The organism is Paenibacillus sp. Soil766, from assembly GCF_001428105.1.
Classification (GTDB): Bacteria; Bacillota; Bacilli; order Paenibacillales; family NBRC-103111; genus Paenibacillus_E.
On the sequence record NZ_LMSJ01000018.1, the window covers coordinates 99,957 to 116,928 of the forward strand.

Genomic DNA, 16,972 nt, shown 5'->3' on the forward strand with positions numbered 1-16,972 from the left:
TTTTTCCTCCTAAAAGTTGTGCTTTAATGGTCTCTTACACCAATTCGTAACGGTAGTCTTCGATAACTGTGTTCGCAAGCAATTTCTCACACATAGCTTTCACGCGTGCTTCTGCTTCTGCTCTGTCTGTTGTACCAAGCTCAAGCTCCAAGTATTTACCGATGCGCACTTTGCCAACTTCTTCGAAGCCCATGGAGTGAAGTGCTCCTTGTACTGCCGTTCCTTGCACGTCCAATACGTTTTGTTTAATCGTTACATAGACTGTTGCTTTCATCGTGAAATCGCTCCTCAGCGTTATTTTAGAGGTAGTTCAAAAAGTCGTTTTTGATCACGAAGCAATTCGAGAAGCCAATTCGACATCGAATCTTGCGTTCACCTTCGAAGTCCGGTGCTCATGTAGGTTTGCCTACACTCCGCTCCTCCTTCTTCAGGTTCTCGCAATCTTCTCGGTGCTGAAAATCCGACTTTTTGAACACACATTTTTAGTCAACCAAGCGGTGCAGAATACCTTTATATCGGTTCGAAGTCTCTTCCACCACAGAAGTTGGAAGTTCGTCCGGTTCACTATTTTTATCCCAACCTGATCCCGCCAAATATGTGCGAACAGGCTCTTTGTCCATGGAATCAATCTCGATATCCAAGGCATATTTATCTTCAGACCAATAACGGGAAGAATCCGGTGTGAAAATCTCATCAATTATAATAAGTTCGCCCGCATAAAAACCGAATTCAAACTTCGTATCCGCTAAAATAATGCCTTTTTGCTCGCAGATGGAATGCGCCAGCACGTACAACATAATGCTGCGCTCTTGCAGCGCATAGGTCAGTTCTTCGCCGACCAATTCTTTCATCTGTGCGAGGGAGATGTCTTCGTCATGACCGACATCATTTTTCGCTGCTGGCGTGAAAATCGGCTCCGGCAAACGCTCGTTTTTACGCAAGCCTTCCGGCAATTTAATACCGTTAATTTCCCCGGTTTTCTCGTACTGTCTCCAGCCGTTTCCTGTGATGTAGCCACGAACCACGCACTCGATGGAGATGCGCTCCGCCTTTTTCGCCACGATGATACGCTCTTTCAAAAGCTCTCGATCAGCAGCACTTGGAATAATCGCTTGAAGCTTCTCAACATCTGTATGGATGATGTGATTGTTCATATAACCGCTAGTAATTCCGAACCAGTACTTGCTCAAAGCATTGAGCACATACCCTTTATCTGGAACGCCAGGCTTCAAGATGTAATCAAAAGCCGAAATCCGATCCGTTACCACGATCAAAAAGCTATCGCCAAGATCATACAGTTCACGTACTTTGCCTTTGTGCACCAGCGGCGCATTAATCATTTCCTCAGCTGTATCTACGATCACGCTTGCGTTTGCCACGAATTCCACACCCTTTCCCCATCAAATCTATCTGTTAGTTCAATATCTTCTAGGTCTAGTTCTAGTTCAATCCAAGACGGTCAAAAATCGTGCTTACATGTTTCAAATGCCAGCTAGGATCGAAGCAATCTGCGATTTCTTCTGGGCTTAACACTTCGGTGATGACCGATGCGTTCTCTACGATTTCACGGAACGAGCGTTGCTCTTCCCATGCTTGCATTGCTCTAGGCTGAACCGTATCGTAAGCTTGCTCACGTGCAAAGCCTTTGTCGATCAACTTCGTCATCACGCGGCCGGAGAAAGGCACGTCGTACGTGCTGCGCATGTTGCGTTTCATATTTTCAGGGAACACCGTCAAATTCTTAATGATATTACCTAGACGGTTCAACATGTAGTTCAACAATTGCGTTGAATCCGGCAGGATAATACGCTCAACGGAGGAGTGCGAAATGTCGCGCTCATGCCACAGCGTCACGTTCTCATACGCGGACACCATGTGGCCACGAATGACGCGGGACAGGCCGGAAATGCTCTCGCAACCGATAGGATTGCGCTTATGCGGCATAGCGGAGGAACCTTTTTGACCTTTTGCAAACGGCTCTTCAACTTCACGGAACTCACTCTTTTGAAGCGCACGAATTTCTGTCGCGAATTTGTCTAGGGAAGTCGCTACCAATGCTAATGTAGCCATGTAATCCGCGTGACGATCACGTTGCAGCGTTTGGGTGGAGATAGGGGCTGGCGTTGTGCCTAGCTTCTCGCACACATATTGCTCAACAAACGGATCGATGTTCGCGTAGGTTCCTACTGCTCCTGAGATTTTACCGAATTGCACGCCATTAGCGGCTGTACGGAAACGCTCCAGGTTACGCTTCATTTCTTCGTACCATAGCGCCATTTTCAAACCAAACGTCGTTGGCTCCGCGTGAACACCATGCGTTCTACCCATCATTGCTGTATCTCTATGTTCAATCGCTTTATTGCGAAGGATTTCGATGAAATTCTGGATGTCTTTGTCCAAAATCTCATTGGCTTGTCTCAACAAGTAACCCATCGCCGTATCGACAACGTCTGTCGAAGTCAAACCGTAGTGAACCCATTTGCGCTCAGGCCCTAGTGTTTCGGATACCGCACGTGTGAAAGCAATAACGTCATGACGTGTCTCTTGCTCAATTTCGTAGATGCGATCGATGTTGAAGCTTGCATTTTCGCGCAAAACTTTGACATCTTCCTTCGGAATAACGCCTAGCTCTGCCCAAGCCTCGCAAGATAGAATTTCAACTTCCAAATAAGCTTGAAACTTATTCTGTTCTGTCCAAATGCTTGCCATCTCAGGGCGTGTATAACGATCAATCATGTTCCGTTCCTCCAATAATCATCTTTTACTTACTTTCCCAAATGCCTGTCTGTTCTATCCAAGTCAATGCTTTCTCAACATCGTCGGTTAAAAGATTGATGTGACCCATCTTGCGTTTCTCTTTCGCATCTTTCTTACCGTACAAATGAAGCTTGGCAGAGACGCCTAACGTTTCATTCTCTAGGAAGCCTGGATTCACTAGTTGATCGTGCAAAGGAGCGATGTGCTCACCCAGCAAATTAACCATGACCACTGGCGTCAACAATTCCGTTGAACCCAGAGGCAAATTACAAATCGCGCGTACGTGCTGCTCGAACTGTGAAGTCCGGCAAGCTTCCATCGTGTAATGCCCCGAATTATGCGGGCGTGGCGCAAGCTCGTTGACGTACAGCTGACCATCCTTCGTCAGGAATAGCTCAACCGCGATCAACCCGATGACACCGAGCGACTCCGCGATGCGAATCGCCAGCTCTTCGGCTGCCTTCTGCACGGGCACTGGAATACGTGCCGGCACGATGGATTCGTGCAGAATATTATGTACATGTATATTTTCAGCAGCAGGGAATGCTTTGACCTCGCCGCGTGGACTTCTAGCTGCAATAACGGATAATTCTTTGTCAAAATGAATGAATTGTTCGAGCACTAGCTCGGTTTTGGCGCGGCTTAGCGTTTCATAAGCTTCGGTGACTTCATCTAAGGAGCGAAGCACCCACTGTCCTTTGCCGTCATAACCGCCGGTTGCGGTTTTGAGTACGCATGGCGTACCGAAGCGTTCGGCTGCTTCCCGCAGCTCCGCTTCGCTTGTGATCTCTGCGTAAGGCGCTACGGGAACGCCTGCCGCTTCAATCGCCTTTTTCTCACGAAGTCGGTGCTGTGTCGTGTATAAAAGATGACTGCCTTGTGGAACATAGGACTCTTCCATCAAGATGTTGGTGACGTGTGCGTCGACGTTCTCGAACTCGTACGTGATCACGTCCGACAGTGCGGCCAGCTTTCTAGCTGCCTCCACGTCGTCGAAATTCGCTTGAATCTGCGTCGCCACTTGCCCGCAAGGCGCGTCCTCTGTCGGGTCAAGCGTCACGAAGCGATACCCCATATTGCGTCCGGCTAGCGTCAGCATGCGGCCTAATTGCCCGCCGCCAAGGATACCGATGGTACCGCCTGGCTGGATCACCTTTCCGCTGGAAGTGTCACTCATAGGTTGTCACTGCTTTCTAGCACCGTTTGCGTGATACGCGCGCGGCGTGCTTTCACTCTCGCTTGAATCTCTGGGTCAAAAGCGCCCAAAATCTGCCCAGCGAGCAAACCTGCATTCGTTGCACCCGCATGGCCGATCGCAACTGTAGCAACCGGAATGCCGCCTGGCATTTGCACGATAGAAAGCAAAGAGTCCATACCGTTAAGCGTAGACGTTTTGACTGGAACACCAATAACCGGTAGCTCTGTTTTGGCTGCAACCATTCCTGGTAAATGCGCCGCACCGCCTGCTCCGGCAATAATGACTTGTAGCCCACGTTCGATAGCCGATGCTGCATAGTCAAACATCAGATCAGGTGTTCTATGCGCGGAGACAACCTTCTTCTCATACGCTATACCCAGTTCGTCCAACATATCACAAGCATGCTTCATCGTTTCCCAATCCGACTGGCTTCCCATAATTACACCAACACGTACCGTCATCACAAACCTCTTTCTGAAAGCCGACTTTTAAAATCTTCATCTGACAATAAAAAATGCCCAGAGTTAGAATTCACGATTCTATACGCTGGACAGCAAAAGAACCGAATGCAAAAAGACCATCATTTCCTATGGTTCCCCTCATTCGCTTCCTCGTAGTCCAAAAATTCATGGTTTTTGGGTAGATACTTCCAGGCCTTATCCCTGATTTTATACGAGTTGATTCGACATTTTCAATTAGTGCGGCTTCATTTCCCGCTTTCCTAGTTTACTACCAACTAACGTGCCATGTCAATTTGAAAAAACGAACGATTTTCGCTAATTTCTTTTAAATAGTTCGCTTTTTAGGCACGTTTTCTAGTTTTTACCTGTAAAGAGCAAAGATGCGTTTATCTACCTCATTATATGAGATCATCCGTTATTCTTTAATTTCAAAGACACTTGTATGACGAGCATTCATATTTTTCGACATGACTTCATTCTTTTGGAAAAACAACAAATACACTGACATACAGCTGTCAGTGCGTTTGTATATAATGATAATCAGAGGTGACCAGAAACTTATGATCATAGATAAAATCGTGAAAGTTCACACACGACAAGATTGGCGAAATTGGCTAAGTGATAATCACAGCACAGAAGAATATTGTTGGTTAGTTCCTACAAGTCGACATTCCGAAAGTTACTTAGATTCTGTTGAAGAAGCCTTATGTTTCGGCTGGATTGATAGCACCATTAAGAAATTAGATGACACGCAAACAGCACATCGTTATTCACCAAGGAAAAAGAAGAGTAACTGGACACAGCTCAATAAAGAACGCGTCAGAAGATTAGACAAATTAGGCTTTATGACAGATGCAGGATATCGTGTATTGCCCGATATGAACACCGCATCTTTCCTCATAGATGAAGACATCTTAGCGCAATTACGTCAGGACGAAGTGCTCTATAGTCATTTTCGATCCTTGCCAGAACTCTATGTTAGAGTCAAGATCGATAATATTCAGTCTGTACGTAACGATGCAACGTTGTACAATAATCGGTTAACCAAGTTTATTGAACATACTCGTATGAATACATTATATGGTCAATGGCACGATAACGGCCGACTTATCGCGTACTAATCCGTACTAGGATTTACTTACGAGCAAATAGCTGCTTCATATCGTAAAGTGGCTCCGCCAACCGTCAACTCATTCACTAATCCGAGCTTTTTAAAAACATGCAAAGAACTGTTAACCGTCATTGCATTCAATTGCGGATATTCACCAACCATCGCCTCGCATATGTCTTTCACCGCCACGTAACTTTCCTGCGCATAGAGATACGTTAGTAACGCGCGCCGCTGTGGAGTTAACGGGATATTCCTTGCCCGCATCCGCTGCAAAGCTTGATTCAGATCATGTTTAACCATTAGGGTAACCTCCTCATACGTTGGTGGGGACTACGGCTTGCTTTTTCAAATGCTGCATTTATCTCGAAATATCCTCGGTTCTTTAATTATAATTATTATAATATAATATTAATTATAATTATATTGATAACAATTGTCAACAACCTTACCCTCTGAAGGCGCGATCTACGAGGAAGCTATCCCTCCACAATCACATTGTTTCAATGAGGGAGAACGTACTGCTGTGGAGGATGAAAAATGCAAAAGTGCAACCTTTTTTGGCGAAGTCATCTAGTCTGCTGAAATACTGCAAAGAGCTTTCGCATCTTTGAGCATGTTTTTCACCGATACAGCGCAGCTCTGGGCACGCCTACTAAGAAAAACCGCCAGGAGCTATCCTCCTGACGGCCATTAGCAAGCTAAACTCGCTACTTATTCATCTATTTGCGTTGGATCCCAACCATCGTCGCCTGCCAGCACTCGCTGAGCTGTCATTTCTCCCGCTTCACTTGCCGTCAACACCGTTGCCCACTCGACGCGGCCGGTGGTTACTGCTCCTGGACCTACACTCCCACTCTCTATGTACCTAACCTCATCGACTGATTCCTGTTCATTCCATCGATCCCAGCCCGTAGCTTTAATATGCGTTCCTACCCAGCAATCTACGAACGCTGTCTTCGCATAATTCCGCCACGGCCGCCCTAGACCAACAGACTGCTCTGGCGCATCCCCGGTCAGTTTGCATCGCAGGAATACATAACCATATGGAACCTCTTCCGGGGTTGAGGCAGCTGTAATCCAGCCGCGTCCCAAGGAGACAATCTCGCAATCCTGAAACACAGCTGTCGCCGAGCCAAAAATAAAATCAACATCCCCTTCTACATAGCAGCGTTCGTAATACTGCCTCACCGGACGCCTCGGCGCACCTTCCCTTGGACCGCCAAAGCTCCCGCGATCTCGCGGCTTCGGTGGCAACGGCCCTGTGAACAGCGTATCCTGGTGCCCGAGGAATCGGCAATCACGAAAGGTGACGCAGTCCCCATCGACATATGCAGCCAAGGCTTGCCCCACGATGTCCCCGCTCCCTGCTGTATTCTCGAAGGTGATACCTTCCACTGTAATATGGTCCCCACCGATGTAAGCCGTGTACGAATGAAACGTGTGGTAAGGCTCACCGCCCGGAAACAACTTCTTCGCATAATCATCGTAGGTGATCACAGTCGTGTCCGCCCCTTCGCCGACTAGCGTTATCCACGACTTATCCATATATATCTTTTCTTTATATACACCACTCTTAACATGAATCATCGTCGGCTCTGTCTGCCCCTCTGGGATATGATCAACTGCCTCTTGTATGCTCAGGAAGTCGCCGCTCCCATCTGCTGCAACGGTAATCATGGCTTTCCATCCTTTCTACTCGCGCGATAATTATCAAATTGACGTTGAATTTCCGAAATCACATGAGTCATTCCTGCATCCTTTAATTTGGCTCTGAAGTCTGCCATTGTCGTTGTCCAATCCATTTTCGCATCATACAATTTCGGCAAATACTCCGTAATGATAACATTGAGCTGGGCAATCTCCGATTTAATCGGCGCCAGATCAGGCACGAAGCCAAGTGTTGGGGAAACGATAACTTCCTTATCCCAATCCCGTAGCTCCTTGCTATATGCTGGGGAGATATGGGTACTAAACCGAGCAAACCGAATATCATTCCAAGTCCAGCTGATCGGGTTATACTGATGCTCAGGCGCGATACCGTCATATACGATAGCCTCGTCCTTCAGCTTGTAATTCACATCCTTGATTCCATAGGTGAACAGATCGTAGTTCTCCTGGCTGCTTCTCAGCCAATTCAGGAAGGCAACAGACTCATTCACATGTTGGCTTGTCGAGAATACCGAAAGAATATTATCAGCACCGGTGTATAAGTACTTCGGCTTCTCTGGATGCAAATACACATTCTCCAGTTCTCCCTCTGGAAGCATCGCTTTGAACGCATCAATTCGCTCGGTTTGCTTCATGACAACACTCCACGTTGCCGCCACTTTACCTGAGTTGAAAGCAAGCTCTGGATCTGGATACTTCGAGGTGTCCGACGGTCCATATGGAATGTAGCCCTTCTCTTGCCATTCATGCATCTTCCCCATGATATGAAAGAAAAAATCTGACTCATAGGTATCTCTGACCTTCAGCTGAGGATCCGCAGGGTCAATATACACAGGAGCATTCAAGTAACCTCCCGCAAAAAAAGCAACATCCCCATATTCCCGAAGCAAGAAACGGCCTGTGTCGTAAAAATAGGGCGTAATCGTCGGTTCATTCTGATGAATCGTCTCCAAGTACTTATCCATATCGGCCACCGTCTTTATTTCCGGTAAACCGTATTTCTTTCTCAGATCGCCTCTAATCTGCACGAAGCTCTGAAACTCCGCGATCGGCATCACACGAGGAATACCATAGATATACCCGTTAATCGTTACACCCTGAAACGCATAATCCGGTGTACTGTTTACTATCGCATGACCATAATCGCGAAGCGCGTCATCCAAGGGGGCTAGCACTTTCTTCGAAACTAAATCCGCAATATTCGAATACGCCGATAAAGCAATATCATAGGGCTCTCCGCTCGCAGCATTCAGCCACAGCTTATTCCAGTACTGTTCATACGGAATATACGTAAACTCGAGCTTGATCGGCAAGCCGTCCTTGGCTAGCTTGGCCTCAACGGCTTGGATAACTTCCTCCTGGGCTGCTGGCTTCTCCAACGGAAACAAGAGATGTAAGGTGGTTGGCACTAGGCCCTGCCCCGCTTTGTTCGTGTGCGACGTAGCTGGTGTCAGATCAGGATCCCCCCCCCTGCCAACGATCATGAGCACAACAATTGACGTACATATCACGATGAACAGTAGCATGTAGGTGGATCTCTTCATCCTGAAACCGTCCTTTTTAAAGATTCGTCGCCGCAAATGGATAAACACAGCAGCCATTTTCGCGGCTGCTGTGCTAGTTACACAAACGACAATCGTTATTTATTTCTTACTAGCCGTGAGATAACGGTCATATTGTGCTTGTCTTCCTTTAATAACATCCTCAACACCCATGCTTTTCAACGACTTGATATAGCTATCGAATTTATCCAGGCTTTCCTTGCCAGTAATAAACTTAATATTCATTTCATTCACATACGTCGTGATATCTGGCATCACCGTGTTCTCTTTGTCAGCCTCGGCTTTCAGCGCATACACGAATGGGAATGGTGCTTTGATATATTTCTCCATCTCTTTATCAATCTTAGCATGCCATGGTGCTACCAGTACATCCGTCGCCTCAACGGATTGTTCGATTGGCAGATTAGTTGGATTGATTCCGAACTTCTGGATAAAATCATTATCCTTGCCTTTCTCCGTAAATTGTTTCTTACCGTCAACCACATCAAACGTTTGCCCTTTCAGTCCCCACACATACATCTCCTTGGATTCTTCACTGCTCGCATAATCCAAGAATTTGAACGCCAGCTCAGGATCCTTCGCATTCTTGGAAACACCAAAGATACCTGTAATCGGGTTACGACCAATATAGAACTGATCACCATGCGGCCCTTTGAATGGGGCGATCCCTTTAATGAGCGGCTGTGCAGGATCGTAATCCTTGAACAGCTTGCTATACACCATGGAGGTATACCAACTAAAGTTAAATGTAGCACCTGTTAGGTTTTGCGAGAATTTCGATGTAATCTGATCCGCTGTAACGCTGGCGAAATCGGACTCTAGTAATCCCTCTTTGTACAAACTATTTAAGTAGGTTAAATATTCCTTGTAATTCGGCTCATAGAACGAATAATGCACTTTACCGTCTTTGTCTGCATAGAAGTTATTGGCTAGATCCAATCCGAATACAGGTCCGAAAGCATTCGCCAGTTGATTAGGCGCTACGGAGAACGGGATTTCGTCCTGCTTGCCATTACCATTCGGGTCATTCGCTTTGAACTTACGCAGCATATCCGTGAATTCATCGAGCGTCGTTGGCTCTTTGAGATTTAATTTTTCCAGCCATCTTACGTTCACCATAAACGTAGGCATGTAGTTCTTCGTCACCGCCAGCTGAGGTAGATAGTAAATCTTCCCGTCTGGTGTTGTTAAGCTGGCTTTCAGCGCAGGGTATTTCTCGAATAGCTTCTTGACGTTCACGCCATATTTATCGATATAATCGTTCAGAGGTTTAAACAAGCCGCCTTGAATATTTTTCATCGTCTGATCCTGATCCAACTGATAGATCACATCGGGGAGATCGGCACCCGCAGCAAGTCGTGGGCTAATGGCATCCTGATAGGTTGATGGCGGAAGCAGCTCCCAATTGACCGTAATACCTGCACGTTTACTCAACTCTTGGACGATCGGGGCTTGGTTGAGATCGACATTGTTCGTCCAAGCATTCGTTGCTAGAATTTTGAGCGATCCCGCTTTATCGGTGATTGGCCCTGTGCCTGTGTATGTGAAGCCCGCTGGCGCCGCAGCACTCGCATCTGGTTTCGTCGTCGTTGCCCCCGTGCTTGCAGCAGGCTCAGCGCCACCATCACTTGTACAACCTGCAGCTACCATAGCGAATAAAGCGGTAATCAGAGACAAACTTGCCGTTGTTTTGAGTGTTTTTTTCATATACGAACCCTCCCTTAATGTATAAAGCCCACTTATCTATCCAGCAAGAGTATCGCTACCCTTTGACTGCTCCTAGTGTGATACCACGAACGAAATACTTTTGAATGAACGGATAGATCGTAATTATCGGCAAAATGCTGACAACAATCGAAACGTAGCGGACTTGCAGCGTCGAAACAGCCAGTGCTTTAGCCGCTGTCTCGCCCCCCATTTTCTGCATAATTTCAGGCGAAGCCATAATGAGTACCCTTCGCAGGAATATTTGCAAGGGCTGCAGCTCCGATTTCCCAAGATACAGCAGTGCATTGAAGAAATCATTCCAATGGGCAACCGCATAGTACAAGGTCAGCACCGCTAAGGTCGGCTTGGTAAGCGGTATCGCGATGCGAAACAGCAAGGTGAAATCCTTGGCTCCATCCATGCTTGCGCTCTCAAATATTTCGTTCGGAATCGCCTCGAAAGCTGATCGCAAGATCATGACGTTAAAGGTACTTACAAGAACGGGCAGAATCATCGCCCACCTCGTGTTGTATAGACCTAATTCCGTGATCACCATATAAATGGGAATCAACCCGCCAGAGAAGTACATCGTGAATGCGATGTAGAAATTAAGCTTTCTTCGAAGGAAGAAGGACTTTCTCGAAAGCGGATAAGCTGCTAAGCACGTGGCCACAAGATTAAAGACCGTTCCCACAACGGTGTACCAAATCGTGTTGTAGTATGACTTCCATAATTCAGAATACCCGAGCACCATTTTGTACCCATCGAAATTCAGATCAACCGGTAAGAACGTGACTAACTTATTATCTATGGCTTCTACAGAGCTCATTGAGATGCTCACCACATAAATAAATGGATATAAGGTCACAACAATCGCAAGAGCAACAAGACTGTAAACGATTACATAAAAACTCCGGTCCGTCCATGATTTAACCATGAAGGCCTCCTTTCTTGAAATATAAGAATTTATATGTTTCACATGATAAGTCGGCTATATTTTGGGATAAACACTGTGAGAAGTCCTGAAAGGACGGTGTTGCCGTTTATTTCAAGGCGCTGCTACCACAAAGACATATCGTTTACACGACGACTTGCTTGGTTGGCCGCATATACTAAGATGAAACTGATAATCGAATTGAATAACCCTACTGCTGTTGCAAAGCCAAAGTTCTGAGACTCAATCCCTTGCCTGTATACATAGGTCGAGATCACATCAGCCGTTTCGTACGTGGCGCCGTTGTATAGCAGATACACCTTTTCGAAATTCACACTCATAATGCCGCCGATGGAGAGCAGAAACAGAATCACAATCGTTGGCTTCAAGCTTGGCAGTGTGAGATGCCACACCTCTTGGAATTTGTTAACGCCATCAATCTTTCCTGAATCGTACATTTCCTGATCGATCCCCATAATAGCCGCAATGTAGATAATGGAGCTAAAGCCGAAGCTTTGCCAGATACCTGACGCCGTGAAGATGGATCGAAACCATTCTGGCGCCATCATGAAATTGATTTTGGCCATGCCCATCGAAGCTAATAACGTATTCACAATTCCGTCTGTCGGAGACAGGAAGTTAATGATCATCCCCGCGATCACAACCGTTGAGATAAAGTGCGGCAGGTAAGTCACCGTTTGGGCAAAACGCTTGAAGAGGCCATTCTTAATTTCAACAACGCATATGGCAAAAAGAATAGGAATCGAGAATCCGATGACTAGCGGATAGAACGCAAGCAAGAATGTGTTCCTCAGCAGTCGCCAGAAATAGCGAGAATGGACGAACTGGTCCAGCCATTTGAGCCCTACCCATTCGCCTCCCCATACACCATGACCTGGTGTGAAGTTTTTGAAAGCAATGAGGATCCCCGGCATCGGCAAGTAACAAAATATGAAATAGTACAGAAACACCGGTAAAAACATCAACAGCAGCAGTTTATCTCTGCGTATCAGCTTGATGAGCAGCGGTTTCTTATCCCCCAACAACTCCAGCTCCTTTCAATCAATCATCCAATAAGTAAATTTTAGCGCATGACTGCGTTTGCAAATATCCAACATTTTTGCGATATGTAACACTTTTTTACGCAAAAAAAACACCTATTCAGTCTGGCGCATTCACGCCAACTCCATAGGTGTTACCTCATCAACTAGGTGTCTTGCTTAGACAACTCCTCAGCCATGTAGGCTGGAAAGTTCAGAAATACACTGGTACCGTGCCCCAGCTCGCTTTCAATTCGCAAGCCATAGCTTTGACCAAAGCGAATTTGGATGCGATCGTGCACATTTTTCAACCCATACCCGACTGAGCTCAGTTGAATGACCTCTTCCGCCAGCTCCTTACTCATTCCTGGTCCGTTGTCTGCGATACAGAATTCAAGATCATCACCAGACCTGTAGCCTCGCAGAGTGATACAGCCGCGCTCACTCCCCTTACGGAGCTTATCAATACCGTGTTCTAAAGCATTTTCCAAAATCGGCTGAAATATAAGATTAATCATGTCATATCGCAAAAGCGCTTCATCTACTTCACAAATGAAATCAAAGCGATAATTGTGCATGATACTTTGGATATGCATATAATCCTTGGCATTCTCCAATTCATAGCGAACAGGGATGAAATCTCTCCCCTTATTCAGAACCGTTCGATAGAAGCGTGAGACAGTATTCGTGATCTGACTAATTTCCATCGCATCAATCTCTAAAGCCTTCCAATTAATAATGGACAAAGTGTTGTATAGAAAATGCGGATTAATCTGAGTTTGCAGCGCCTTAAGCTCCGCCTCTTTCTGCGTGATTTTACTTTGATACACTTCTTCGATCAAGGTGTTAATGTTGACAAGCATATTGCCGAACCGATTCGTCAATTGGCCAATTTCATCCCTAGACTGACTAGATACATCAATCTTCAGATTGCCGTTTTCGACGATCATCATCTTCTTATTGAGCTTAATGATACGTTTGACGAAGGTGTTCGAGAACATCCAGATGATGAGCAGCAGTCCAGCTAAACAAACCAAGACGATCAGGGCTGTCGCACTCACGATGCTCCTAGCATCCACCGATATCCCATTCTTAGGTGTAAAATAAACAAGCTTCCAGCCTGGCTCCGCCATATCCGCCGTAATGTACATGTAATCTGTTGCCTGTATGGAAAATGAGCCAACTCTCTCCTTTAAGTGGGAAGACGGCAGCGAAGCGATGGGAAGATCTGCACTCATCTGTATGTTTTTAGATAGAATTTGGTTGCCCTCTTTATCCAAAATCAAGATACCATAGGCATTCGTTTTGATATCATCCAAGCCTTGAAATAAACGATCGGCATCGATGCTCAGGAACAACACAGCAGGCGCTTTCCCTAACTGCACTCCCTCTTCACTTACGAACGGCCTTGTAGCGAAGAGCTTGCCATTCTTAATGTTCCACTGCGTTTCTTTCAGATGTGTCTGTTGTTTCGCCCACTTCAGATCCGATGCCAAATCGAGCGGCAGTATATATTCGCCTCGCAGGATCGACTGATTCTCGGTAAACACCGATATTTGTAGGATATCGTGATTAAAATCAAGAATATTACTGAAAAACGGATCCACATAATCCCGATACAGGACAGGGAAATCACCGTCATTATTAATGAATATGCGCTTAAACACAACATTCTGTGTGATCGAATTAATAATCGCTTCATGCTGCTTCGCGCGATAGTTAATCGTCTCTGCGATTTGACTAATGGCTCCATCCAAATTCTGTTTCGCCTGTTGGAGCAGGAACGAGCTAGCTTGGTGATAGGAAAACGTCCCTAATACGACCACCGGAATAATGGAAACGACCATATAGGAAATAAAAAGCTTCTGCTTAAATCGTAAGTTTTGGAAATAAGCTAGGAAAGTTCTCATATCAGTTCGTTCCTTCTCGGAACTTGGCCGGACTTTGCCCATGATATTGTTTAAATGTTTTGCAGAAATACGACGTATTCATATATCCGACCTGCTGGCTAATGTCCGCAATCGTTAGATGCGTCTCCCGCAATAATGCCGCTGCCTTATGCATCCGAATCGTCGTTATATATTTAACAAACGTTTGCCCTACTTCTCGCTTGAACAGGTAGCTCACATAGGTCTGTGTAAGAAACACCTTCTCCGCAATCCATTGCAAGCTGATATCTGATGTGTAGTTATCTTCAATCAGTTTCCGGATGTCCTTGATCACTTTCTTATTGAATTCCGGATTATGAACATCCGTATCACCGTCGAGCAAACCGAGAACAGTTTGGATTTGCCCTTTCAGCTCGGCGAGGGACTTGCATCCGAATATAGTCTCAACAATCGACTTAAATGCGTGGACATCCGTTTTCCCTGCCGTTTCCCATATTTTCTTCGCCAGCTCCGTACACATGTACTTCACGTAAATTGCGGAATGCTGCCCACTCCCGTCAATTGTCTTAAAGAATAGCTCCACACCTTGGCGTAAGCCGAATTCATCCTTTACTTGTAAGTGCCAATAGAGGGTTTCCATTAGCTTCGGGATTGTGCTCGCTATTTCTTCTTGCCCTTGACTTTCATCTGTATAGAACACTGTGCTTTCATGAAAGAAAAATTTATAATCCAGCACATTCTCCATGAGTTTAAACTCTGGTACCAACTCATCTCCCGTGTTGACTAGCCTTGAAATAACCAACATAAAGGTTTCGTTGTAGGCGTCTGCAATGCTTGCTTTTAACATGCCCCCGATTGACTCAAGCTCTTCCTTACGCACCGTATGATCCCATCGCATACAAACTAAGCTCTGACTCCCATTCAAATTCATATAATCGAATGGCACACTAATGGCGCTCTGCAGCTTCTCTGGAAGCAAGTCGTGCTCTACATCAAAGACGGATGAACCGTAGTCTATTAAAATCAATTGAACGGACATCTGACTAAAATTGATCCCGATAAGATCTAGCTTGCGAGAGAGCGTTGAAGAAGCCTGGGCAGTATGAAGGAGCTCTAAGAACAGTTCTTCCTTCTCTTGTTCTTGATCCTTATGACAGAGCGCAATGACCTCATGAAAGGCTCTTTGGAAATCACTCACATCGATGGGCTTGAGCAGATACGAGGAGATCTGATAATGAATGGCTCTCTGCGCATACTCAAACTCCCCATAAGCGCTGAAAATAATCAATTTCAACTCTGGGAACTGCGCCCGTGCCCGCTCACACAAGGTAAGGCCATCCATAAATGGCATCTTGATGTCGGTTAATACAATATCAACTGGATGCGAAGCTAGCATCTCTAAAGCCTCTTCCCCATTCTCAGCTTCTAACACAGATAGAGGCAGTTTATATTTGTGGATTAATCGCTTAATCCCTTCTCTTTCAATATACTCGTCATCTACGATGAGGATCTGAAACAAGGGCTTCCTCCATTTCCAAGCAGGCCATAATGAACGGAGCAAATCCTTTCGGATCATCTCTTCGCACAGGCTCACTCATATAATAAGCGTAGGACCCATCCCGATAAGGATTCCCCCCTAGTCCCGCTACACTACAAATTTGATTGAGATGCAGAGAACCATCCGTATCTTCTTCCAAACAATGTACTAACAAGCCTTGGAAGCCTTTGGAGGCAGCTCGAAAAGAAGCATGACTGAGATATCCCTTTCTCGCTCCCTTCGCCAACGCATACACAAACATACTAGATCCAGAGGCTTCCAAATAATTCCCAGCTTCCTGACCTTTATCCAGCACTTGATACCATAACCCGGTTTCAGGATCTTGCACACGTGCAATGGCTTCAGCCAGCCGATAAAAAAGTCCAATCACAAGGCCCCTATTGCGGTGATCTTTCGGTAAATAGTCCAACACATCCACAATGGCCATCATGTACCAGCCGAGTCCTCGGCCCCAGAAGTGCGGCGAACATCCAGAGATGCTGTCTGCCCAGCGCTGCTCTCTGCTTTCATCCCATCCATGATAGAGAAGCCCCGTCTTCGGATCTCGTGCCCTCTTTTCCATCAGAATAATCTCATGGGCGACATCATCAAACCATTCGGAAGCTCCAAAGCTATGGGCATAGCGCGCAAGCAGCGGAGCCGTCATATAAACACCATCCAGCCACATCTGATAGGGGTATATTTTCTTATGCCATAGACCGCCCTCTGTGGTGCGAGGATGACTCTTCATTTGTGTGACTAGCAGCTCTAACGCCTTGCGGTATCGGTCATCGCCTGTTTGCTCAAAAAGTAGAAACAGCGACTTCCCTTGATTGATCTGATCTACATTATATTCTTCCAGGCGGTACGTATAGATACCCCCATCCGACGTAATAAATAAATCCATATTCATTTGAATATAGTCCAAATAACGCTGATCCCCCGTCTGCAACCACATATATTCAAATGCGCTCAAGATGCAGCCATTTTCGTAGTTCCAACTTCTAGCTCGCTGGAAAGGCATATCAGAGACTATCGGATATTGCTTCATGAATGATTCTGACATTCGTACAGACCACTTCGTTGTCATTATTAACTCCTCCTAAGC

General features: G+C 45.9%; 15 protein-coding genes and 1 riboswitch. Of the genes, 1 reads left to right on the top strand and 14 read right to left on the bottom strand.

Features of this window, described 5'->3' with window-relative positions:
- Window positions 1-34: 34 nt before the first annotated feature.
- From purS to purE, 5 genes are all read right to left on the bottom strand, one after another.
- Complete coding sequence (purS, locus tag ASG89_RS15005) at window positions 35-274, bottom strand: phosphoribosylformylglycinamidine synthase subunit PurS (protein ID WP_028556672.1); 240 nt, start codon at window positions 272-274, stop codon at window positions 35-37.
- A gap of 208 nt (window positions 275-482) precedes the next feature.
- Window positions 483-1,364 (bottom strand): phosphoribosylaminoimidazolesuccinocarboxamide synthase, encoded by an 882-nt coding sequence (locus ASG89_RS15010; protein ID WP_235549774.1) that lies wholly within the window; start codon window positions 1,362-1,364, stop codon window positions 483-485.
- A gap of 76 nt (window positions 1,365-1,440) precedes the next feature.
- Window positions 1,441-2,736: an adenylosuccinate lyase gene (gene purB, locus ASG89_RS15015; protein WP_057311520.1), complete on the bottom strand. Its 1,296-nt coding sequence runs from the start codon at window positions 2,734-2,736 to the stop codon at window positions 1,441-1,443.
- 25 nt (window positions 2,737-2,761) lie between these two features.
- Window positions 2,762-3,934 carry a 5-(carboxyamino)imidazole ribonucleotide synthase gene (gene purK / locus ASG89_RS15020; RefSeq protein WP_057311521.1) on the bottom strand — a complete coding sequence of 391 codons (1,173 nt, stop codon included), beginning with the start codon at window positions 3,932-3,934 and terminating at the stop codon, window positions 2,762-2,764.
- Window positions 3,931-4,416, bottom strand: coding sequence for a 5-(carboxyamino)imidazole ribonucleotide mutase (purE, locus tag ASG89_RS15025; protein ID WP_057311522.1), 486 nt, complete (start codon window positions 4,414-4,416; stop codon window positions 3,931-3,933). The genes purK and purE overlap by 4 nt, the downstream gene beginning before the upstream one ends.
- Window positions 4,417-4,549: 133 nt before the next feature.
- A riboswitch (purine riboswitch) is annotated at window positions 4,550-4,651 on the bottom strand.
- Between the two features lie 325 nt (window positions 4,652-4,976).
- Here purE and ASG89_RS15030 point away from each other — a divergent pair.
- Entirely contained in the window at window positions 4,977-5,537 is a 561-nt protein-coding gene (locus ASG89_RS15030) for a YdeI/OmpD-associated family protein (protein ID WP_057311523.1), read from the top strand.
- A 17-nt stretch (window positions 5,538-5,554) separates the two neighbouring features.
- Here the strand turns inward: ASG89_RS15030 and ASG89_RS15035 are convergent, their stop codons facing one another.
- The 9 genes from ASG89_RS15035 to ASG89_RS15075 all read right to left on the bottom strand — a co-directional run bounded on the left by ASG89_RS15035 (window position 5,555) and on the right by ASG89_RS15075 (window position 16,954).
- On the bottom strand, window positions 5,555-5,827 hold the full coding sequence (locus ASG89_RS15035; protein WP_057311524.1) for a Fur family transcriptional regulator: 273 nt from the start codon (window positions 5,825-5,827) through the stop codon (window positions 5,555-5,557).
- Between the two features lie 411 nt (window positions 5,828-6,238).
- Window positions 6,239-7,204, bottom strand: coding sequence for a pectinesterase family protein (locus ASG89_RS15040; RefSeq protein ID WP_057311525.1), 966 nt, complete (start codon window positions 7,202-7,204; stop codon window positions 6,239-6,241).
- A complete protein-coding gene (locus tag ASG89_RS15045; protein WP_235549769.1) occupies window positions 7,201-8,721 on the bottom strand; it encodes an ABC transporter substrate-binding protein in 1,521 nt (506 codons plus the stop codon). The genes ASG89_RS15040 and ASG89_RS15045 overlap by 4 nt, the downstream gene beginning before the upstream one ends.
- 117 nt (window positions 8,722-8,838) lie before the next feature.
- A complete protein-coding gene (locus tag ASG89_RS15050; protein WP_057311526.1) occupies window positions 8,839-10,464 on the bottom strand; it encodes an extracellular solute-binding protein in 1,626 nt (541 codons plus the stop codon).
- Window positions 10,465-10,519: 55 nt separating this feature from the next.
- Window positions 10,520-11,401, bottom strand: a complete 882-nt coding sequence (locus ASG89_RS15055) for a carbohydrate ABC transporter permease (protein WP_057311527.1) — start codon at window positions 11,399-11,401, stop codon at window positions 10,520-10,522.
- Window positions 11,402-11,523: 122 nt separating this feature from the next.
- Window positions 11,524-12,381 (bottom strand): ABC transporter permease subunit, encoded by an 858-nt coding sequence (locus ASG89_RS15060; protein ID WP_157276670.1) that lies wholly within the window; start codon window positions 12,379-12,381, stop codon window positions 11,524-11,526.
- Between the two features lie 224 nt (window positions 12,382-12,605).
- The gene (locus tag ASG89_RS15065; protein ID WP_057311529.1) at window positions 12,606-14,348 is read right to left on the bottom strand and encodes a sensor histidine kinase; all 1,743 of its coding nucleotides are present in this window, start codon (window positions 14,346-14,348) and stop codon (window positions 12,606-12,608) included.
- 1 nt (window position 14,349) lies between these two features.
- Complete coding sequence (locus tag ASG89_RS15070; protein ID WP_057311530.1) at window positions 14,350-15,846, bottom strand: response regulator transcription factor; 1,497 nt, start codon at window positions 15,844-15,846, stop codon at window positions 14,350-14,352.
- Complete coding sequence (locus tag ASG89_RS15075; RefSeq protein ID WP_057311531.1) at window positions 15,821-16,954, bottom strand: glycoside hydrolase family 105 protein; 1,134 nt, start codon at window positions 16,952-16,954, stop codon at window positions 15,821-15,823. Before ASG89_RS15075 ends, ASG89_RS15070 begins: the two co-directional genes overlap by 26 nt.
- Window positions 16,955-16,972 lie beyond the last annotated feature (18 nt).

Coding starts and splice junctions, on each gene's coding strand:
- purS (WP_028556672.1), bottom strand. CDS start 274: ATGAAAGCAACAGTCTATGTAACGATTAAACAAAACGTATTGGACGTG.
- purB (WP_057311520.1), bottom strand. CDS start 2,736: ATGATTGATCGTTATACACGCCCTGAGATGGCAAGCATTTGGACAGAA.
- purK (WP_057311521.1), bottom strand. CDS start 3,934: ATGAGTGACACTTCCAGCGGAAAGGTGATCCAGCCAGGCGGTACCATC.
- purE (WP_057311522.1), bottom strand. CDS start 4,416: ATGACGGTACGTGTTGGTGTAATTATGGGAAGCCAGTCGGATTGGGAA.
- ASG89_RS15030 (WP_057311523.1), top strand. CDS start 4,977: ATGATCATAGATAAAATCGTGAAAGTTCACACACGACAAGATTGGCGA.
- ASG89_RS15035 (WP_057311524.1), bottom strand. CDS start 5,827: ATGGTTAAACATGATCTGAATCAAGCTTTGCAGCGGATGCGGGCAAGG.
- ASG89_RS15040 (WP_057311525.1), bottom strand. CDS start 7,204: ATGATTACCGTTGCAGCAGATGGGAGCGGCGACTTCCTGAGCATACAA.
- ASG89_RS15045 (WP_235549769.1), bottom strand. CDS start 8,721: ATGCTACTGTTCATCGTGATATGTACGTCAATTGTTGTGCTCATGATC.
- ASG89_RS15050 (WP_057311526.1), bottom strand. CDS start 10,464: ATGAAAAAAACACTCAAAACAACGGCAAGTTTGTCTCTGATTACCGCT.
- ASG89_RS15055 (WP_057311527.1), bottom strand. CDS start 11,401: ATGGTTAAATCATGGACGGACCGGAGTTTTTATGTAATCGTTTACAGT.
- ASG89_RS15060 (WP_157276670.1), bottom strand. CDS start 12,381: ATGTTTTTACCGGTGTTTCTGTACTATTTCATATTTTGTTACTTGCCG.
- ASG89_RS15065 (WP_057311529.1), bottom strand. CDS start 14,348: ATGAGAACTTTCCTAGCTTATTTCCAAAACTTACGATTTAAGCAGAAG.
- ASG89_RS15075 (WP_057311531.1), bottom strand. CDS start 16,954: ATGACAACGAAGTGGTCTGTACGAATGTCAGAATCATTCATGAAGCAA.